Consider the following 18568-nt stretch of genomic DNA (forward strand, 5'->3'; position numbering starts at 1 on the left):
TGGCCGGACCGCCCTCGCTTGTTCACTCCTTCGGCGAGGGCGCACGGAAAAGCCCGCCCCAGGTGGGACGGGCTTCACCTCATGGCCGACCGGTGGTCAGGGGGCGCGCAGATCGACCAGTTCCGCCAGCGCCTCGCGATGGGCGCCCGCCGTGCCGTAGGCGATCGAGTCGGCCTTGGCGCGCTTCAGGTAGAGGTGGGCGGGGTGCTCCCACGTCATGCCGATGCCGCCGTGCAACTGGACGGCCTCCTCGGCGGCGTGGACGGCGACGGACGCCGCGTAGGCCTGCGCGACGGCGACCGCCACGTCGGTGTCGTCACCGGTCGTGAGGGCGTCGGCCGCATTGCGCGCGGCGGCCCGCAGACTGACGACCTCCAGCCACAACTGGGCAAGCCGGTGCTTGAGTGCCTGGAACCCACCGACGGGCCGGTTGAACTGCTTGCGCTCCTTCAGATACCGGACGGTCTCCGTCAACGTCCAGTCGGCGACGCCCAGTTGCTCGGACGCGAGCAGCCCGGCCCCGGCCCGCAGAGCACGCCGTACGGCGGGTTCGGCGTCCCCGATCCGGCGCCCCGCGGCTCCGTCGAACACCACGCGCGCCAACGGCCGTGTCAGGTCCAGGGACACCTGCGGTACGACGGTCACGGCGCCCGCGTCGACGGCGTACAGCCCGCCGTCCGCACCCGGCACCAGCAACACATCGGCGGCGGCCGCGTCCGCGATGCCGGTCAACTCCCCGTACAGGGAGCCGTTTTCCTGCCGTACGGCCTTGTGGGCGCCGCCCGGAGCAAGGCTCAGGGAGACGGCGAGGCCGCCGATCTTCCGCCCCGAGGCCAGCTCAGCAAGAAGGTCGTCCGCGTCGCACGCGAGGAGTGCCTCGGTGGCGACGACCGCGCTCGTGAGGTACGGGACGGGGGCGACCGCGCGGCCCAACTCCTCCAGTACGATGGCGACTTCGCGGTGTGTGGCGCCCTGGCCGCCCTGTGCCTCGGGCACCAGGAGGCCGGCGAGGCCCATGCCGTCGGCGAGGGACTTCCACAGCGACAGGTCGTGCGGGGCGTCCGACTCGGTGCGGGCGATGACGCCCGCCGCGTCGCAGTGGTCGGTGAGCAGGTCCCGGACGGCGGCGCGCAGCGCCTCTTCCTCCTCCGAGTACAGCAGATCCGTCATCGCGCGAGGTCCTTCCAGGCGACGTCCTTGTCGGTGCGCGGCTCGGCCGGCAGGCCCAGGACGCGCTCGGCGACGATGTTCAACAGGACCTCGCTGGTCCCGCCCTCGATGCTGTTGCCCTTGGAGCGGAGGTAGCGGTAACCGGCGTCGCGGCCGGTGAAGTCCACCAGTTCCGGACGTCGCATGGTCCAGTCGTCGTACAACAGGCCTTCCTCGCCCCGGAGTTCGACCTCCAGGCCACTGATCTCCTGGTTGAGGCGGGCGAAGGCGAGCTTCATGCCGGAGCCCTCGTGGCCGGGCTGGCCCGCGACGAGCTGCTGACGCAGCCGCTCGCCGGAGAGCCGGGCGACCTCGGCCTCGACCCAGAGCTTGAGGAGGCGTTGGTGGAGGTCGTGCGTGCGCAACTCCGGGCGTTCGCGCCAGGTTTTGCTGATCGGGCCGATCATGCCGCCCTCGCGCGGGATGCGCATGCCGCCGATGGAGACGCGCTCGTTCATCAGTGTGGTCTGCGCGACCCGCCAGCCGTCGCCGATCTCGCCGAGGCGGTGGGCGTCGGGGATACGGACGTCGGTGAGGAAGACCTCGTTGAACTCGGCTTCGCCGGTGATCTGGCGCAGCGGCCTGACCTCGACGCCGGGGTCGGTCATGTCGCAGATGAAGTAGGTGATGCCGGCGTGCTTGGGCACGTCCGGGTCGGTGCGCGCGATGAGGATGGCCCAGCGGGCGAGATGGGCGCTGGACGTCCACACCTTCTGCCCGTTGACGATCCAGTCGTCGCCCTCACGGACGGCACGCGTGCCGAGCGCGGCCAGGTCGGACCCGGCGCCCGGCTCGCTGAAGAGCTGGCACCAGACCTCCTCGCCGACCCAGAGGGGCCGCAGGAACTGCTGCTTCTGCTCCTCCGTGCCGTACTTCAGGATCGTCGGCGCGGCCATGCCGAGGCCGATGCCGATCCGGCGCGGATCGTTGTCGGGAGCGCCCGCGGCCTCCAACTCGGCGTCCACGACCGCCTGGAGAGCACGAGGGGCACCCAGCCCGCCGAGGCCCTCGGGATAGTGCACCCACGCGAGTCCCGCGTCGAAGCGGGCCTTGAGGAAGTCGAGCCGGTCGGTCTCCAGCGGTGGGTGCGCGGCCAGCAACTCCTGGGTGCGGCGGCGCAGTTCGGCCGCGGCCGAGGCCGCTCCCGTGATCTCTTCGCTCATACGGCGGCTCCGTTCTCCAAGGACGGTACGACGACGACCCGGCCGGTGGTGACACCGTCGCCGAGCCGCTGCATGGCGGCGGCCGCACCGGCCAGCGGGACGCGCTCGCTCACCAGGGGCTTGATGGCGCCGCGCGCGGCCAGTTCGGTCAGCCGCTCGTGGCAGTCGAGGATCAGCTTCGGGTTCTTGGTGGCGTACAGGCCCCAATGCAGGCCCTGGATCGAGTAGTTCTTCACCAGGGCGTGATTGAGGCCGGGGCTGGGGATGGTCCCGCTCGCGAAGCCCACGACCACGATCCTGCCCTCGAAGGCGACGACCTTCGTGGACTGCGTGTAGGCGTCGCCGCCGACCGGGTCGTAGATCACGTCGGCACCGCGCCCGCCGGTGGCCGCCTTGACGGCGCCGACGACGTCCTCGGCACGCCGGTCGATCACGACGTCGCAGCCCAACTCCCGTGCCACGACAGCCTTTTCGGCGCCACCGACGACACCGATGACGGTGGCACCGGCCGCCTTGCCGAGCTGTACGGCCGCGCTGCCCACCCCGCCAGCGGCGGCGTGCACGAGCAGGGTCTCGCCGGCCTCCAGGTGAGCGCGCCGGTGCAGGCCGAACCAGCCCGTCTGGTAGCCGATGTGGAGCGCGGCGGCCTCGGCGTCGTCCAGCGACTCGGGGGCGGGCAGCAGACCGGCGGCGTCCGCGACGGCGTACTCGGCGAAACCGCCGTACGGCAGCGCGGGGTTGGCGATCACGCGGCGGCCGTCCTCGGTCTCGCCGCAGATCTCGACACCCGGGGTGAACGGGAGCGGGGGCCTGACCTGGTAGTGGCCCCGGCACATCAGGACGTCCGGGAAGTTGATGTTCGCGGCGCGCACCTTCAGCAGGACTTGGCCCTCGCCCGGCGTGGGCCGTTCCACCTCCGCCAGGCGCATCGCCTCACTCGGCTCGCCGTTCTCGTGCACTTGCCATGCCTGCATGCGGGGCCTCCACGGGACTGCTCTGTCTGACCGGGGTCGGTTGCATACTAAGCGGTCGCTTGCCGATCAGGGAACCGTCACGTTCGTCACGGTCCGGTGGGTTCGGATAGTTCTTTTACCGCGCGCCGGTGGGGGCTGGTCGCGCAGTTCCCCGCGCCCCTTTCGGGGCGCTTCTACTGAGCCTTCTTGGGACGTGCCCGTACGTGCATCCGCTCCCCCTGCGGGCCGAACAGGCTCAGGAATTCCACCGGGCCCTCCCCCGTCGAGCCGAACCAGTGCGGTACCCGGGTGTCGAACTCGGCGGCCTCCCCCGGCCCCAGCACCACGTCGTGCTCGCCCAGCAGGAGTCGCAGCCGCCCGGACATCACGTACAGCCACTCGTAGCCCTCATGGGTCCGGAGATCCGGCTCGACCTTCCGCTGCGGTTCCAGGACCTTGTAAGCCTGGAGGCCACCAGGTTGGCGGGTCAGGGGCCAGTGGGTGCGGCCGCCTCGGACGATCGGTTCGGCCCGCACCCGGGGGTCCCGGACCGTCGGCGCGCCCACCAGCTCGTCCAACGGCACCTGATGGGCCCGCGCGATCGGCAGCAGCAGCTCCAGGCTGGGCTTGCGCAGCCCGGACTCCAGGCGCGACAGCGTGCTGACCGAGATGCCGGTCGCCTCTGACAGCCCGGCGAGCGTCGCGCCCTTCTCCTTGCGGATCCGTCGCAGCCTCGGGCCGACCTCCGCGAGTACGTCGTCCGTGTCGTCGTTCATGACCGATATTGCAGTTTCGGCAAACGCGTTTGTCAATACGGCAGGGATGGGGCGACCTTCGGGGTGGAGGTGGTCACCATGACCGAGACCCATACGGGGACAGACACCGGGACCTACGAAGTGGTCGTCATCGGCGGCGGCGCGGCCGGCCTGTCCGCCGCCCTGGTCCTGGGCAGGTCCCGGCGCCGCACGCTGGTCGTCGACGCCGGCGAGCCGCGCAATACGCCCGCCGCGCACATGCAGGGCTATCTGTCCCGGGACGGCATGTCACCCGCCGACTTCCTCGCCCTGGGCCGCGAGGAGATCGCGCGCTACGGCGTCGACCTCGTCCGGGACCGCGCGGTGGACGTCACGAAGAGCAAAGACGAGAGCGCGGGCTTCGCCGTAGCGCTGGCCGGCGGGGAGACCGTGCACGCGCGCCGGCTCGTGATCGCCACCGGGCTCAAGGACGAACTGCCCGCCGTCCCCGGAGTCGCCGAGCGCTTCGGGCGGGACGTGATCCACTGCCCGTACTGCCACGGCTGGGAGGTTCGTGACCAGGCCTTCGGTGTGCTCGCGACGACACCGATGAGCGTGCACCAGGCGCTGATGGTCTCCCAGTGGTCCAAGGACGTGACCCTGTTCCTGCACACGGTCGCCGAGTCCGAGCTGACGGACGACGACCTGCGCAGGCTGGCCGCGGCCGGGGTCGCCGTAGTCCCCGGCGAGGTCGCGGAACTGACCGTCGAGGACGACCGCCTCACCGGCGTCCGCCTCGCGGAGGGCACCACGCACGCCCGTGAGGCCCTGTTCGTAGCCCCTCGGCCCGTCCCGCAGACGGGCCTGCTGGAGAAGCTGGGCGCCGAGCTGCACGAGACCCCGTTCGGCGCGTACCCCGTGGTCGACCCGACGGGTCTGACGACCGTGCCCGGCGTGTGGGCGGTCGGAAACGCGATGGGCTTCGCGGAGCAGGTCGTGAACGCGGCCTCCGCCGGATACCGGGCCGGCGCCACGATCAACGGGGAACTGCTCATGACCGACCTCGACGCGGCCGTCCGGGTGTAGACCGCCCGCCTCCGTTGCACGATGGCTGCATGCTGCTGACCCGGCTCGCGCATGTGTCCCAGGAGGTCGCCGCCACCTCGGCGCGGTCCCGGAAGATCGCCCTGCTCGCGGAGCTCTTCCGGGACGCGGAGGCCGACGACGTCCCGATCGTCATCCCGTATCTGGCGGGCCGCCTGCCACAGGGGCGGCTCGGCATCGGCTGGAAGGTACTGAGCCAGCAGGTCGCACCGGCCTCTGACCCCACCCTCACCGTGGGCGAGGTGGACGCCCGGCTCACCGCCCTCGGCAAGGTGTCGGGCGCCGGTTCGCAGGCCGAACGCGCCCGTCTGGTGGGCGAGTTGATGGGCGCGGCCACCGCCGACGAGCAGCGCTTCCTGTTCGGGTTGATCACCGGCGAGGTCCGGCAGGGCGCGCTGGACGCGGTCGCCGTGGAAGGGCTGGCCGAGGCAACGGGCGCGCCCGCCACGGACGTTCGACGGGCCGTGATGCTGGCCGGTTCGCTCCAGACGGTGGCCGAGGCCCTGCTCGCGGACGGCCCCACCTCCCTCGACCGCTTCCGGCTGACCGTGGGCCGCCCGGTCCTGCCGATGCTCGCGCACAGCGCCTCCTCCGTCGCCGAGGCGGTCGAGAAGCTGGGTGCCTGCGCGGTCGAGGAGAAGCTCGACGGCATCCGCGTCCAGGTCCACCGCGACGGCGATGTCGTACGGCTCTACACCCGCACCCTCGACGACATCACCGACCGTCTGCCCGAACTCACCGCCGCAGCGCTGGAGTTGAGCGGCGAGCGGTTCATCCTGGACGGTGAGGTCATCTCCTTCGACGCGGACGGACGACCCCGTTCCTTCCAGGAGACGGCGGGCCGGGTCGGCTCCCGGGTGGACGTGGCCACGGCCGCCGAGACGGTGCCCGTGTCCCCCGTGTTCTTCGACGCGCTGTCCGTCGACGGCCGCGATCTGCTCGACCTGCCGTTCGCCGAACGGCACGCGGAACTGGCCCGGTTGGTGCCCGAACCGATGCGGGTGCGCCGCACGCTCGTGTCCGGCCCCGAGGACGTCCCGGCGGCGGAGGCCTTCCTCGCCGAGACCCTGGGACGCGGTCACGAGGGGGTCGTGGTCAAAGGCCTCGACGCCCCCTACAGCGCAGGCCGCCGGGGTGCCTCCTGGCTGAAGGTGAAGCCCGTCCACACTCTCGACCTGGTCGTCCTGGCCGCCGAGTGGGGGCACGGCCGCCGCACCGGCAAGCTCTCCAACCTCCATCTGGGCGCCCGCGGTTCGGACGGTTCCTTCGCGATGCTCGGCAAGACTTTCAAGGGCATGACAGACGCCATGCTGACCTGGCAGACCGAGCGCCTCCAGGAACTGGCCGTGGAGAGCGACGGCCACGTGGTGACCGTACGGCCCGAACTCGTCGTAGAAATCGCGTACGACGGTCTACAGAAGTCGACCCGCTATCCGGCAGGGGTCACTCTGCGCTTCGCGCGGGTCGTGCGGTATCGCGAGGACAAGCGGGCGGAGGAGGCGGACTCGGTGGAGACGTTGTTGGCGGCGCATCCGGAGGTGAAGCCGTGAGTGCGGACGCGCGGGGGAAGCGGAGCGCCGGGCTGTTGTTGTTCCGGCACACCGATCGCGGGCTGGAGGTGTTGCTCGGCCATATGGGTGGCCCGTTCTTCGCGCGACGGGACGCGGGGGCGTGGAGTGTGCCCAAGGGCGAGTACGAGCCCGACGAGACCGCCTGGGACGCGGCCCGGCGTGAGTTCCAGGAGGAGCTGGGGCTCGCGCCGCCCGAGGGTGAGGCGATCGGGCTCGGCGAGGTGCGGCAGAGCAACGGGAAAGTCGTCACCGCGTGGGCGATCGAGGCGGATCTGGATCCGGCGGCCATGGTTCCCGGCACGTTCCGGATGGAGTGGCCGCCGAAGTCCGGGCAGGTCCAGGAGTTCCCGGAGCTGGACCGGGTGGAGTGGCTGGCCCTCGAACGCGCGCGGACCGTCATCGTCACAGCACAGGCCATGTTTCTCGACCGGCTGGCGGAGCACTCGGACTGAGCGACTCTGCACGCGTTGCGGCCGCCCGCACCACGCGGGAAGGTCGAAGCACAGCCCGCTCCAGGAGGTCAGCCATGCCCATCGCGACGGTCAACCCGGCCAACGGCGAGACGCTCAAGACGTACGAGGCCATGGGTGACGAGGAGATCGAGCGCCGGCTCCAGCTCGCGGAGGCCACGTTCCGTACCTACCGGACGTCCACCTTCGCCGAGCGCGCGCGGCTCATGCACCGGGCCGCCGACCTGCTCGACGAGGACCAGCAGGACATCGGCCGGATCATGACCACCGAGATGGGCAAGCCGGTCAAGCAGGCCCGCGCGGAGGCGGCCAAGTGCGCGAAGTCGATGCGCTGGTACGCCGACCACGCGCAGCAACTGCTCGCCGACGAGGAACCCGTCGCGGCTGACGTCAAGGACTCGGGCGGTTCACGGGCCCTGGTGCGCTACCGGCCGCTCGGCCCGGTGCTCGCGGTGATGCCGTGGAACTTCCCGCTGTGGCAGGTGATCCGCTTCGCCGCGCCCGCGCTGATGGCGGGCAACGTCGGCCTGCTCAAGCACGCGTCGAACGTCCCGCAGACCGCCCTCTACCTGGAGGACCTGTTCCACCGCGCGGGCTTCCCGGAGGGCGCCTTCCAGACGCTGCTGGTCGGTTCCGGCGCGATCGAGGAGATCCTGCGCGACGAGCGGGTCAAGGCGGCCACTCTCACCGGCAGCGAACCCGCCGGGCGCGCGGTCGCGTCCGTCGCCGGGGACATGGTCAAGAAGACGGTGCTGGAACTGGGCGGCAGCGACCCGTACGTCGTGATGCCGTCCGCCGACATCGAGCGGGCCGCGCGGATCGCGGTGACCGCACGGGTGCAGAACAACGGGCGGTCGTGCATCGCCGCCAAGCGGTTCATCGTGCACACGGATGTCTTCGACGCGTTCACCGAGCGGTTCGTGGCGGGTATGAAGGCGCTCACGGTGGGTGATCCGCTGGAGGAGGAGACCGAGGTCGGACCGGTCGCGAGTGAGCAGGGCCGTAGCGATCTGGAAGAACTCGTCGACGACGCGGTGGAGAGCGGCGCGACCGTGCTGTGCGGCGGTGAGCGGCCCGACGGGGCCGGCTGGTACTACCCGCCGACCGTCCTCACCGACATCACCCGCGAGATGCGCATCCACCGCGAGGAGGCGTTCGGACCCGTCGCCACGCTGTACCGGGTCGCCGACCTCGACGAGGCCGTGCTCCTCGCCAACGACACGCCGTTCGGGCTGAGTTCCAGCGTGTGGACGCGGGACGAGGCCGAGGTCGAGCGGTTCGTACGCGACCTGGAGGCCGGCGGGGTGTTCTTCAACGGGATGACCGCGTCCCATCCGGCGTTCCCGTTCGGCGGGGTGAAGCGGTCCGGGTACGGGCGGGAGCTGTCGGGGCACGGAATCCGCGAGTTCTGCAACATCACCACGGTATGGCACGGAGCGTGAGCGTTCCGCGGCTACGATCCCCTCTGTGAACCGCGAAGTGACTCTGCCTCTGATCGTCGACGACCGCGGGACCTTGCAGGTGGCTGCCGCGGATGTCAGCAAGCTTTTGCGGACCGTGGGTGGGCGGTGGCTGCATCTTGTCGAGGCCGGGGATGAAGGGCTCGACGAGGATACGGTTGCCGCTTTGACCATTGAGCTGGCGAAGCTTGCCGACCGGATTGACGTTGCTTGCATTGCGCATAGCAGTGGGGGCGGGTCGTAGTTTGCTGAGTGGCCGGCCGGTGGGGGCTGGTCGCGCCGTTCCCCGCGCCCCTACGGGGTTGCGCTGAGCCTTGGTCCAGAGGTTGCTCCCCTTCTGTTTTCACAGGATTTACTGATCCCGTCTTTATGAGCGGGTCCCTGAATTGGAGTAGTCCACCGCGAGATCGTCGTCCTCCCGGGTGATCGTGGGTGCACCACCCTCTGAGGTGAACCACCTTCTGACCGGCGGGCGAAGGCCTTCCGGAAGGCGAAAGCAGGGACGGTTCATGGCGACTTTGTGCAAGCCCTCGGTGTCGGTTCCCGAGCACGTGATCACGATGGAGGAGACGCTGGAGCTGGCGCGCTCCCGTCACGCGGACCACCCCAACCTGCCGCTGGCCCTCCGGCTGATCGAGAACACCGGTGTGCGCACCCGGCACATCGTGCAGCCCATCGAGGAGACGCTGAAGCACCCCGGGTTCGAGGACCGCAACAGGATCTACACGGCCGAGGCGAAGGCCCGGGTCCCGTCGGTCGTGCAGCGCGCGCTCGACGAGGCGGAGCTGCTCACCACCGACATCGACGTGATCATCTACGTCTCGTGCACGGGCTTCATGATGCCCTCGCTCACGGCCTGGCTGATCAACGAGATGGCGTTCGACGCCACCACGCGCCAGATCCCCATAGCCCAGCTGGGCTGCGCGGCCGGCGGTGCGGCCATCAACCGGGCGCACGACTTCTGCACGGCCTACCCGAACGCCAACGCGCTCATCGTCGCCTGCGAGTTCTGCTCGCTGTGCTACCAGCCGACCGACCTCGGCATCGGCTCCCTGCTCTCCAACGGCCTGTTCGGCGACGGTATCGCCGCGGCCGTGGTGCGCGGGCGGGGCGGCACGGGCATCCAGCTGGAGCGCAACGGGTCGTACCTGATCCCGAAGACCGAAGAGTGGATCATGTACGACGTCCGGGCCACCGGCTTCCACTTCCTGCTGGACAAGCGGGTGCCGGCCACCATGGAGCCCCTCGCGCCGGCGCTCCAGGACCTCGCGGGACTGCACGGCTGGGACGCGGCCGACCTGGACTTCTACATAGTCCACGCGGGCGGGCCGCGAATACTCGACGACCTGAGCAAGTTCCTTCAGGTCGACCCGCACGCGTTCCGGTTCAGCCGGGCCACCCTCACCGAGTACGGCAACATCGCCAGCGCCGTCGTCCTGGACGCGCTGCGCCGGCTCTTCGACGAGGGCGGCGCCGAAGACCGGGCGCGCGGGCTGCTCGCCGGGTTCGGACCCGGTATCACCGCCGAGATGGCCCTGGGCCGCTGGCACAGCGACGACCGAGAGACGGCTTGAGTACGGCATGACTGACGAGACGCTCACCGAGACCCTGCCCCCGGTACGGCCCTGGCCGGCCCTCGATCTGACCGGGGTGGACTTCGACCCGGTCCTCGCCAAGCTGATGCGCGAGGGTCCGGTCAACCGGATCAAGCTGCCCAACGGCGAGGGCTGGGCCTGGCTGGTCACCCGGCACGACGACGTGCGGATGGTCACCAACGATCCACGGTTCAGCCGCGAGGCGGTGATGGACCAGCCGGTGACCCGGCTCGCCCCGCACTTCATCCCGGCCCGCGGCGCGGTCGGCTTCCTCGATCCACCGGACCACACGCGGCTACGGCGCTCGGTGGCCCCGGCGTTCACGGCGCGCGGGGTGGAGCGGGTACGGGAGCAATCCCGGCTGCTGCTCGACGAGTTGATCGACGAGCTGCTCCAGGACGGACCTCCCGCCGATCTCACCGAGACCGTGCTGAGCCCGTTCCCCATCGCGGTGATCTGCGAGCTGATGGGCGTCCCGGCCGCCGACCGGCACGGCATGCACACCTGGACGCAGCTCATCCTGTCCTCCTCGCACGGCGCCAAGGTCAGCGAGAGGGCCAAGGAGGAGATGGGCGCCTACTTCGCCGATCTCATCGGTCTGCGGGAGGGCAGCGACGGCGAGGACGTCGCCTCGCTGCTCGGTGCCGCCGTGGGCCGGGAGGAGATCACCCTGGAGGAGGCCGTCGGGCTGGCGGTGCTGCTACAGATCGGCGGCGAGGCGGTCACCAACAACAGCGGGCAGATGTTCTACCTGCTGCTGACCCGCCCGGATCTCGTCCAACGACTGCGCGCCGTGCCCGAGTTGAGGCCTCAGGCCATCGACGAACTGCTGCGCTACATCCCGCACCGCAACGCGGTCGGACTGTCCCGGATCGCCATGGAGGACGTGGAGATCCGCGGCGTACGGATGCGGGCGGGCGACCCGGTGTACGTGTCGTACCTGGCCGCGAACAGGGACCCGGACGTGTTCCCGGACCCGGACCGGATCGACTTCTCGCGCAGTCCGAACCCGCATGTGTCGTTCGGCTTCGGCCCGCACTTCTGTCCCGGCAACATGCTGGCGCGGCTGGAGTCCGAGCTGCTGGTCGACGCGCTGCTGGACCGGGTGCCGGGTCTGCGGCTCGCGGTCCCGGCCGATCAAGTGCCGTTCAAGAAGGGCGCGTTGATCCGCGGGCCTGAGGCGCTGCCGGTGACGTGGTGAGGTGTCGATGACGGCGACGGAGGGGCTTCTGGTGCCGCCTGGTCACGGCCGGGTCGTACAGACACCCGCGCAGCACGTGACGTTCAAGGTGACCGGCACGCACTCCCGGACCGCGTCGACCTTCGAGGTGGTGGTGCCGCCGGGGTTCGACGTCGGGGCCCATGTGCACACCCGCAGCGAGGAGTTGTTCTATGTGCTCGAAGGCGAGCTGGACGTCCTCGCCTTCGAGCCGCGGATCCGTACGCCGGACAACTGGCAGCGGTGGGAGTCGAGTTCGGGCACGCGGGTGGTACGGGCGACGCCGGGGACGGTGATCGTCGTACCGCCCGGGTGTCCGCACGCGTTCTCGAACCCGACGGAGACGGCGGCGAAGATGTTCTTCCAGGCGTCTCCGCCGCCGGATCACGAGCGGTATTTCGAGGAGCTGTTGGAGATTCTCGGGGGTGGGGGGCCGCCGGATCATGCGGCTATCGAGGAGTTGCGGGGGCGTTATGACATCGAGCAGCTGACGCCCCTGAAACACCGGTAGTTGTTCGCCCACCGGCCGGTGGGGGCTTGTCGCGCAGTTCCCCGCGCCCCTAAAAAACCCGTTAGACACGCGTGCTTTAAGGGGCGCGGGGAACTGCGCGACCAGCCCCCACCGAGCCGCACCCGAAACTCAACGAATCGGCATCCCCGACAACGTCCGCGCGATCACCAGCCGCTGGATCTCACTCGTGCCCTCGAAGATCGTGTAGATCGCGGCGTCCCGGTGCATCCGCTCGACCGGATACTCACGCGTATAGCCGTTGCCGCCCAGGATCTGAATAGCCTGCCCGGTGACCTTCTTCGCCGTCTCGCTCGCGAACAGCTTCGACATCGACCCCTCGGCCGCCGTGAACTGCTTGCCGTTGACCGCCATCCAGGACGCGCGCCACACGAGCAGCCGTGCCGCGTCGATGGACGTACGCATGTCGGCGAGCTGGAAGGCGACACCCTGGTTGTCGATGATCGGGCGGCCGAACTGCTCGCGGGTCATCGCGTAGTCGAGGGCGACCTCGTACGCCGCGCGGGCCGTGCCCACCGCCATCGCGCCGACGGCCGGGCGGGACGCCTCGAACGTGGCCATCGCGGCGTTCTTCACGCGCTCGCCGGCGCCGGCCTTGGCGCGCTCACGGGCGCGGGCGAGGCGCTCGTCCAGCTTCTCCTTGCCGCCGAGGAGGCAGGAACCGGGGACGCGCACGTCCTCCAGGACGACCTCGGCGGTGTGCGAGGCGCGGATGCCGTGCTTCTTGAACTTCTGCCCCTGGGACAGGCCCGGCGTGCCCGACGGGACGATGAAGGAGGCGTGGCCCTTGGAGCCGAGGTCCGCGTCGACGACCGCGACGACGACGTGGACGTTGGCGATACCACCGTTGGTCGCCCAGGTCTTGGTGCCGTTGAGCACCCACTCGTCCTTGGCCTCGTCGTACACGGCACGCGTGCGCATGGAGGCCACGTCGGAGCCGGCGTCGGGCTCGGAGGAGCAGAAGGCGGCGACCTTGACGTCGTTGGCGTCGCCGTACATCTGGGGAATCCAGGTGCCGATCTGCTCTTCGGTGCCGTTGGCGAGGACGCCGACCGCGGCGAGACCGGTGCCGACTATGGAGAGGGCTATGCCCGCGTCGCCCCAGAACAGCTCCTCCATGGCCATGGGAATGCCGAGGCCGGTGGGGTCGAAGTACTGCTGGGCGTAGAAGTCCAGGGAGTAGATGCCGACCTTCGCGGCCTCCTGGATGACCGGCCAGGGAGTCTCCTCACGCTCGTCCCATTCGGCGGCGGCGGGGCGGATGACGTCGGCGGCGAAGCCGTGCAGCCAGTCCCGCACCTCCTTCTGTTCGTCGTTGAGTTCCATGGTGAACTCGGCCATGACTCCTCCAGCAGCGCACTAGCATGTTACTTGCGGTAACGACAGAGTCTGTTACCGGCGGGTAGGAAAAGTCAACTCCCGATGACCACTCGGCAGCCCGTTCGAGGTGTTGGGACCATTGAGTGTTAGTTTGCGCAGGCGTCACCGATTCAGCACGGGTGGGGAGAGATCATGGACACCACGCAGCGGACCGATCAACAGCGGTCCGCCGACCGCCGACGGCGAGAGCTGTTGGAGGCCGCGGACAGAGTGGTGCTGCGTGATGGTCCGCAGGCCTCGATGAACGCGATCGCCGCGGAAGCGGGTATTACGAAGCCGATTCTGTATCGGCACTTCGGGGACAAGGGTGGACTGTACGCCGCCCTCGCCAAGCGGCATACCGATGCCCTGTTGTCCTCGTTGCGGGCGGCGTTGGACGCACCCGCCGAGCGACGGGAGCGGGTCGAGTCGACGCTCGACACGTACCTCGCCGCGATCGAGGCGCTGCCTCAGGTGTACCGGTTCCTGATGCATCCCGTGGAGGGTGGGCAGACCGCGGATCAGGGGTTCGACACGGGGAATCACTCTGTTCCGCTGCTCCGGCGTATGGGCGAGGAGTTGGCTCAGGTCATCGAGGAGCGGGTGGATCTCGGGCCCAACAGTCAGCAGTTGGCTCGGGTGTGGGGGCATGGGATTGTCGGGATGATGCACGCGGCGGGTGACTGGTGGCTGGGTGAACGGCCTTGCTCCCGGGCCGAGTTGGTGCGGAGTCTGGCTGATCTGTTGTGGGGGCGGTTGGCTGCCGCCGGGGACAAGGTCGGTGGGCCGGGGTTCTGACGGTCGTATTCAAAGTGCAGGTGCGTGGGGGCTGGTCGCGCAGTTCCCCGCGCCCCTGAAAGACCTCGCTCACCGGTGCTGAGAGGTGGTCGCGCCCGCGCGGCGGAGCCGCACATCGATACAGCCCCGCGCCCCTGAAAGACCTCAGCTCACCGGGACCAAGAAGCTCGGCCAACTTGTCGCATCAACCTGCTGTGGCGCCAGCCCGTCACGCGGTCCGCATACACCCGGCCCTCCACGTGGTCGTACTCGTGCTGCAAGCACCGTGCGAACCAACCCGTGCCGTGCACGGTGATCGGGTCGCCGGTCATCGTGAAGCCCTCGATGACCGCGTGGTCGTAGCGCTCCGTTCCCGCTTCCAGGCCCGGTAGGGAGAGGCAGCCCTCCGGGCCCCGCAACACCACACCGTCCGTCTCCACCAGGCGTGGGTTGACCACATGGCCGAGGTGGCGGACGTCCTCGTCGTCGGGGCAGTCGTAGACGAACACCCGCAAGGACTCGCCTACTTGGTTCGCCGCGAGGCCCACCCCCTGGGCCGCGTACATCGTCGCGAACAAGTCCTCTACGAGGCGGGCGAGTTCGGGGCCGAAGTTCGTGACCTCCTCGCACGGGGCATGCAGGAGGGGGTCGCCGAGCAGGGTGAGGGGACGGACTCGCCCGTGGGCGCCCGGGATGGAGCCGTATCGCATGGCCGCAAGGGTACGGTTCTCTACGGCGCACGCCCGCCACGAGGGGTTCGCGGTGCCGCGGTTCGGGCACCGATAAGGATCTCGATAGGCTGAGGTCCACACCACGTTGCCGGAGGCAGAGGCGCGGCGCGTACGCAAGGAGGATCGAGAACTGATGGCAGGCAACTCGGACCCGCTCACGCCGCGGGCCAAGCTGGCCGTGACGGCGGGCAAGGCGGTCGCGGCGGCATCGCGTGCCGCGGGGCGGGGCAGCGGATCGGTGATCGGCGGCCGAGTGGCACTCAAACTCGACCCCGACCTGCTCGCCCGGCTCGCACAGAGCCTGGACGTGACGCTCGTCTCGGCCACCAACGGCAAGACCACGACGACGCGACTGATCGCCGAGGCCCTCGGGGCCGCCGGAGAGGTCGTCTCGAACGCGCTCGGCGCCAACATGCCCGCCGGCATCACCTCGGCGCTGGCCGGCGGCTCGGACGCCAAGTTCGGTGTCATCGAGGTCGACGAGAAGTACCTCGCCGGCGTCGCCCGCGACACCGACCCCAAGTGCATCGCCCTGCTCAACCTCTCCCGCGACCAGCTCGACCGCGCGGCCGAGACCCGCATGCTCGCGGAGAACTGGCGTGAGGGGCTTGCCGGTTCGAAGGCCGTCGTCGTCGCCAACGCGGACGACCCGCTGGTCGTGTGGGCCGCCTCCTCCTCCCCCAACGTGATCTGGGTCGCCGCCGGGCAGATGTGGAAGGACGACGCCTGGTCGTGTCCTTCGTGCGGTGGCGTGATGCAGCGGCCGGGCGACGACTGGTTCTGCGGCGAGTGCGGGTTCCGGCGGCCTACGCCGAGTTGGGCGCTCTCCGGAGATCATGTGCTTGATCCGCACGGGTCCGCCTGGCCCATTCATCTTCAGCTGCCGGGGCGTGCCAACAAGGCCAACGCCGCCTCCTCCGCAGCCGTCGCCGCCGTCTTCGGGGTGCCGCCGCAGGTCGCCCTGGAGCGCATGTACCGGGTGCAGGCCGTCGCCGGGCGCTATGACGTCGTCCAGTTCATGCAGCGCGACCTGCGCCTGCTGCTGGCGAAGAACCCGGCGGGCTGGCTCGAGACGTTCAGCCTGATCGACCCGCCGCCGACCCCGGTGATCCTGTCGGTGAACGCGCGCGGGGCCGACGGCACCGACACCTCGTGGCTCTGGGACGTCGACTACACGCGACTGACCGGCCACCCCATCTTCGTCGTGGGCGACCGCAAGCTGGACCTCGCGGTCCGTCTGGAAGTGGCCAACCAGCACTTCCAGGTCTGCGAGAACCTCGACCAGGCCGTGCAGATGGCCCCGCCCGGCCGCATCGAGGTCATCGCGAACTACACCGCGTTCCAGGACCTGCGCCGCCGCGTCGGCAACTGAGACTCAGAGGATGAATTGACCATGAGCGACAACCAGCTGCGTCTGGTGTGGATCTACCCGGACCTGCTGAGCACCTACGGCGACCAGGGCAACGCCCTTGTCGTGGAACGCCGGGCGCGGCAGCGCGGCCTCGACGTGGCCCGGCTGGACGTGCGCAGCGACCAGCCCATCCCGACCTCGGGCGACATCTATCTGATCGGTGGCGGCGAGGACCGTCCGCAGCGGCTCGCGGCGGAGCGCCTGCGCCGTGACGGCGGCCTGCACCGGGCGGTCGGCAACGGCGCGATCGTCTTCTCGGTGTGCGCCGGCTACCAGATCCTCGGCCACGAGTTCATCAACGACCTCGGCCAGCGCGAGCCCGGCCTCGGCCTGCTCGACGTGGTGTCGACGCGCGGCGAGGGCGAGCGGTGCGTCGGCGACGTCCTCGGCGACATCGACGCGCGCCTGGGCCTGCCCCAGCTGACCGGCTTCGAGAACCACCAGGGCGTCACCCACCTCGGCCCCACCGCCCGCCCGTTCGCGCAGGTGCGGCTCGGCAAGGGCAACGGCACGGGCGACGGCACGGAGGGCGCGTACAACGACACGGTGTTCGGGACGTACATGCACGGGCCCGTACTCGCCCGCAACCCGCTGATCGCGGACCTGCTGCTGAAGCTGGCCCTCGACGTGAACGCGCTGCCGCCGATCGACGACCGCTGGTACGAGGCGCTCCGCAACGAGCGCATCAGCGCAGCTCAGCAGCCTGCCTGAACCAGGTGTCCATCTCCTCTTCGGATACCGGCAACCAGCCCGTCTGACGGCCCGTCCGCGCAGGTGAGCGGGGTCGTCCAGCAGGCGGACGCACGCTACGGTCCCGCCCCCTCCTGCCGTTAGGGTGGCGGGGTTCGTACCGGACAATGTGGTCCGGTTTCGCCCCACGCTGAGAAGGTTCTTCGGGCTATGCGCATTGGTGTCCTCACGTCCGGCGGCGACTGCCCCGGCCTGAACGCCGTCATCCGGTCCGTCGTGCACCGCGCCGTCGTGGACCACGGCGACGAGGTCATCGGCTTCCGGGACGGCTGGAAGGGCCTCCTGGAGTGCGACTACCTCAAGCTCGACCTCGACGCGGTGAGCGGCATCCTTGCTCGCGGCGGCACCATCCTCGGCTCCTCCCGAGTCCAGCCCTCCCAGCTCCGGGACGGCGTCGAGCGGGCCAAGGGGCATGTCGAGGAGCTCGGCCTCGACGCGATCATCCCGATCGGCGGCGAGGGCACGCTCAAGGCGGCCAAGTTGATGTACGACGCCGGTCTCCCGATCGTCGGCGTCCCCAAGACCATCGACAACGACATCGCGGTCACGGACGTCACCTTCGGCTTCGACACGGCGGTCGGTGTCGCAACCGAGGCGCTCGACCGGCTCAAGACCACCGCCGAGTCCCACCAGCGCGTCCTCGTCGTGGAGGTCATGGGCCGCCACACCGGCTGGATCGCGCTGCACTCCGGCATGGCGGCCGGCGCACACGCCATCGTCGTGCCTGAACGGCCCTTCGACATCGAGGAGTTGGCGGCGCGCGTCGGCGAACGCTTCGAGGCGGGTAAGCGCTTCGCGATTGTCGTGGCGGCCGAGGGGGCGAAGCCGCGTGCGGGGTCCATGGACTTCGACGAGGGCAAGAAGGATGTCTACGGCCATGAGCGCTTCGCGGGGATAGCTCGGCAGCTGTCCATCGAGCTGGAGGAACGGCTCGGTAAGGAAGCGCGGCCGGTGATTCTTGGGCATGTGCAGCGGGGTGGTACTCCGACTGCCTATGACCGGGTGCTGGCTACTCGGTTTGGGTGGCATGCGGTGGAGGCTGCGCATCGGGGGGAGTTCGGGAAGATGACCGCGCTTCAGGGGACCGACATTTTGATGGTGCCTCTGGCGGATGCGGTGGAGACGTTGAAGACCGTTCCCGCTGATCGGTATGAAGAGGCTGAGTGCGTGCTCTGAACGTCGTGAGGTGATTCGTCGGGTGCGGGCGCGCTGTGGCTGGTCGCGCCCGCGCGGCGGAGCCGCAAATGTCACAGTCCCGCGCCCCTAGGGGGTTCCGCTGGCCCCGGTCGTAGAAGTGACCGGGGGCGGTTCTACCCTGGTGCGGACAGACGACGCACACCCCCACGAATCAGGAGCCGTTCGATGGATCACGGCGGGCACGGTATGACCATGGATCTGCCGCCGTTCACGTTCGGGCGGGGGCTTGAGTGGTCGGCCGACCCGTTCTTTCTCACCGCCTGCCTGGTCGGGCTCGGGCTGTACGGGTGGGGGGTCGTGCGGTTGCGGCGGCGGGGGGACTCGTGGCCTGTGGGG

General features: G+C 69.8%; 18 protein-coding genes and 1 pseudogene. 13 read left to right on the plus strand and 6 right to left on the minus strand.

Annotation, left to right across the window (positions count from 1 at the left end; genetic code table 11):
• Positions 1-96 precede the first annotated feature (96 nt).
• The 4 genes from ACNFOC_RS21395 to ACNFOC_RS21410 form a co-directional block, all read right to left on the minus strand.
• Complete coding sequence (locus tag ACNFOC_RS21395; protein ID WP_416960697.1) at positions 97-1170, minus strand: acyl-CoA dehydrogenase family protein; 1074 nt, start codon at positions 1168-1170, stop codon at positions 97-99.
• Positions 1167-2372: an acyl-CoA dehydrogenase family protein gene (locus ACNFOC_RS21400; RefSeq protein ID WP_416960698.1), complete on the minus strand. Its 1206-nt coding sequence runs from the start codon at positions 2370-2372 to the stop codon at positions 1167-1169. The genes ACNFOC_RS21395 and ACNFOC_RS21400 overlap by 4 nt, the downstream gene beginning before the upstream one ends.
• Positions 2369-3346, minus strand: coding sequence for an NADPH:quinone oxidoreductase family protein (locus ACNFOC_RS21405; protein WP_416960699.1), 978 nt, complete (start codon positions 3344-3346; stop codon positions 2369-2371). The genes ACNFOC_RS21400 and ACNFOC_RS21405 overlap by 4 nt, the downstream gene beginning before the upstream one ends.
• 173 nt (positions 3347-3519) lie before the next feature.
• Positions 3520-4101, minus strand: coding sequence for a helix-turn-helix domain-containing protein (locus tag ACNFOC_RS21410; protein WP_416960700.1), 582 nt, complete (start codon positions 4099-4101; stop codon positions 3520-3522).
• A 78-nt stretch (positions 4102-4179) separates the two neighbouring features.
• Between ACNFOC_RS21410 and ACNFOC_RS21415 the strand changes: the two genes are divergently transcribed.
• The 8 genes from ACNFOC_RS21415 to ACNFOC_RS21450 all read left to right on the plus strand — a co-directional run bounded on the left by ACNFOC_RS21415 (position 4180) and on the right by ACNFOC_RS21450 (position 11989).
• Positions 4180-5145: an NAD(P)/FAD-dependent oxidoreductase gene (locus ACNFOC_RS21415; RefSeq protein WP_416960701.1), complete on the plus strand. Its 966-nt coding sequence runs from the start codon at positions 4180-4182 to the stop codon at positions 5143-5145.
• A 29-nt stretch (positions 5146-5174) separates the two neighbouring features.
• On the plus strand, positions 5175-6713 hold the full coding sequence (locus ACNFOC_RS21420; protein WP_416960702.1) for an ATP-dependent DNA ligase: 1539 nt from the start codon (positions 5175-5177) through the stop codon (positions 6711-6713).
• A complete protein-coding gene (locus tag ACNFOC_RS21425) occupies positions 6710-7186 on the plus strand; it encodes an NUDIX hydrolase (RefSeq protein WP_416960703.1) in 477 nt (158 codons plus the stop codon). Before ACNFOC_RS21420 ends, ACNFOC_RS21425 begins: the two co-directional genes overlap by 4 nt.
• A 74-nt stretch (positions 7187-7260) precedes the next feature.
• Positions 7261-8646, plus strand: coding sequence for an NADP-dependent succinic semialdehyde dehydrogenase (locus tag ACNFOC_RS21430; RefSeq protein ID WP_416960704.1), 1386 nt, complete (start codon positions 7261-7263; stop codon positions 8644-8646).
• Between the two features lie 25 nt (positions 8647-8671).
• Positions 8672-8908, plus strand: coding sequence for a DUF6213 family protein (locus ACNFOC_RS21435; protein ID WP_366094196.1), 237 nt, complete (start codon positions 8672-8674; stop codon positions 8906-8908).
• A gap of 265 nt (positions 8909-9173) precedes the next feature.
• Positions 9174-10238, plus strand: coding sequence for a type III polyketide synthase (locus tag ACNFOC_RS21440; protein WP_416960705.1), 1065 nt, complete (start codon positions 9174-9176; stop codon positions 10236-10238).
• 7 nt (positions 10239-10245) lie between these two features.
• Complete coding sequence (locus tag ACNFOC_RS21445; protein ID WP_416960706.1) at positions 10246-11460, plus strand: cytochrome P450; 1215 nt, start codon at positions 10246-10248, stop codon at positions 11458-11460.
• Positions 11461-11467: 7 nt separating this feature from the next.
• Positions 11468-11989 carry a cupin domain-containing protein gene (locus ACNFOC_RS21450; protein ID WP_416960707.1) on the plus strand — a complete coding sequence of 174 codons (522 nt, stop codon included), beginning with the start codon at positions 11468-11470 and terminating at the stop codon, positions 11987-11989.
• Between the two features lie 129 nt (positions 11990-12118).
• Here the strand turns inward: ACNFOC_RS21450 and ACNFOC_RS21455 are convergent, their stop codons facing one another.
• A complete protein-coding gene (locus ACNFOC_RS21455; protein ID WP_416960708.1) occupies positions 12119-13348 on the minus strand; it encodes an acyl-CoA dehydrogenase family protein in 1230 nt (409 codons plus the stop codon).
• Positions 13349-13519: 171 nt separating this feature from the next.
• Between ACNFOC_RS21455 and ACNFOC_RS21460 the strand changes: the two genes are divergently transcribed.
• Positions 13520-14164 (plus strand): TetR/AcrR family transcriptional regulator, encoded by a 645-nt coding sequence (locus ACNFOC_RS21460; RefSeq protein WP_393753709.1) that lies wholly within the window; start codon positions 13520-13522, stop codon positions 14162-14164.
• 149 nt (positions 14165-14313) lie between these two features.
• Here ACNFOC_RS21460 and def read toward each other — a convergent pair whose 3' ends face one another.
• Complete coding sequence (def, locus tag ACNFOC_RS21465; protein ID WP_416960709.1) at positions 14314-14853, minus strand: peptide deformylase; 540 nt, start codon at positions 14851-14853, stop codon at positions 14314-14316.
• Between the two features lie 154 nt (positions 14854-15007).
• Between def and ACNFOC_RS21470 the strand changes: the two genes are divergently transcribed.
• The 4 genes and pseudogenes from ACNFOC_RS21470 to ACNFOC_RS21485 form a co-directional block, all read left to right on the plus strand.
• Positions 15008-16246: a Mur ligase family protein gene (locus ACNFOC_RS21470; RefSeq protein ID WP_416960710.1), complete on the plus strand. Its 1239-nt coding sequence runs from the start codon at positions 15008-15010 to the stop codon at positions 16244-16246.
• A gap of 21 nt (positions 16247-16267) precedes the next feature.
• A complete protein-coding gene (locus ACNFOC_RS21475) occupies positions 16268-16996 on the plus strand; it encodes a type 1 glutamine amidotransferase (RefSeq protein WP_019059556.1) in 729 nt (242 codons plus the stop codon).
• Between the two features lie 189 nt (positions 16997-17185).
• A complete protein-coding gene (locus ACNFOC_RS21480) occupies positions 17186-18211 on the plus strand; it encodes a 6-phosphofructokinase (RefSeq protein ID WP_416960711.1) in 1026 nt (341 codons plus the stop codon).
• 186 nt (positions 18212-18397) lie between these two features.
• Positions 18398-18568, plus strand: a pseudogene (locus tag ACNFOC_RS21485) (cytochrome c oxidase assembly protein); the annotation flags it as partial.

It is taken from the genome of Streptomyces colwelliae, assembly GCF_048158785.1.
Classification (GTDB): domain Bacteria; phylum Actinomycetota; class Actinomycetes; order Streptomycetales; family Streptomycetaceae; genus Streptomyces.

Coding starts and splice junctions, on each gene's coding strand:
- ACNFOC_RS21410 (WP_416960700.1), bottom strand. CDS start 4,101: ATGAACGACGACACGGACGACGTACTCGCGGAGGTCGGCCCGAGGCTG.
- ACNFOC_RS21395 (WP_416960697.1), bottom strand. CDS start 1,170: ATGACGGATCTGCTGTACTCGGAGGAGGAAGAGGCGCTGCGCGCCGCC.
- ACNFOC_RS21445 (WP_416960706.1), top strand. CDS start 10,246: ATGACTGACGAGACGCTCACCGAGACCCTGCCCCCGGTACGGCCCTGG.
- ACNFOC_RS21430 (WP_416960704.1), top strand. CDS start 7,261: ATGCCCATCGCGACGGTCAACCCGGCCAACGGCGAGACGCTCAAGACG.
- ACNFOC_RS21470 (WP_416960710.1), top strand. CDS start 15,008: ATGGCAGGCAACTCGGACCCGCTCACGCCGCGGGCCAAGCTGGCCGTG.
- ACNFOC_RS21405 (WP_416960699.1), bottom strand. CDS start 3,346: ATGCAGGCATGGCAAGTGCACGAGAACGGCGAGCCGAGTGAGGCGATG.
- ACNFOC_RS21400 (WP_416960698.1), bottom strand. CDS start 2,372: ATGAGCGAAGAGATCACGGGAGCGGCCTCGGCCGCGGCCGAACTGCGC.
- ACNFOC_RS21475 (WP_019059556.1), top strand. CDS start 16,268: ATGAGCGACAACCAGCTGCGTCTGGTGTGGATCTACCCGGACCTGCTG.
- ACNFOC_RS21455 (WP_416960708.1), bottom strand. CDS start 13,348: ATGGCCGAGTTCACCATGGAACTCAACGACGAACAGAAGGAGGTGCGG.
- ACNFOC_RS21415 (WP_416960701.1), top strand. CDS start 4,180: ATGACCGAGACCCATACGGGGACAGACACCGGGACCTACGAAGTGGTC.
- ACNFOC_RS21440 (WP_416960705.1), top strand. CDS start 9,174: ATGGCGACTTTGTGCAAGCCCTCGGTGTCGGTTCCCGAGCACGTGATC.
- ACNFOC_RS21480 (WP_416960711.1), top strand. CDS start 17,186: ATGCGCATTGGTGTCCTCACGTCCGGCGGCGACTGCCCCGGCCTGAAC.
- def (WP_416960709.1), bottom strand. CDS start 14,853: ATGCGATACGGCTCCATCCCGGGCGCCCACGGGCGAGTCCGTCCCCTC.
- ACNFOC_RS21450 (WP_416960707.1), top strand. CDS start 11,468: ATGACGGCGACGGAGGGGCTTCTGGTGCCGCCTGGTCACGGCCGGGTC.
- ACNFOC_RS21460 (WP_393753709.1), top strand. CDS start 13,520: ATGGACACCACGCAGCGGACCGATCAACAGCGGTCCGCCGACCGCCGA.
- ACNFOC_RS21420 (WP_416960702.1), top strand. CDS start 5,175: ATGCTGCTGACCCGGCTCGCGCATGTGTCCCAGGAGGTCGCCGCCACC.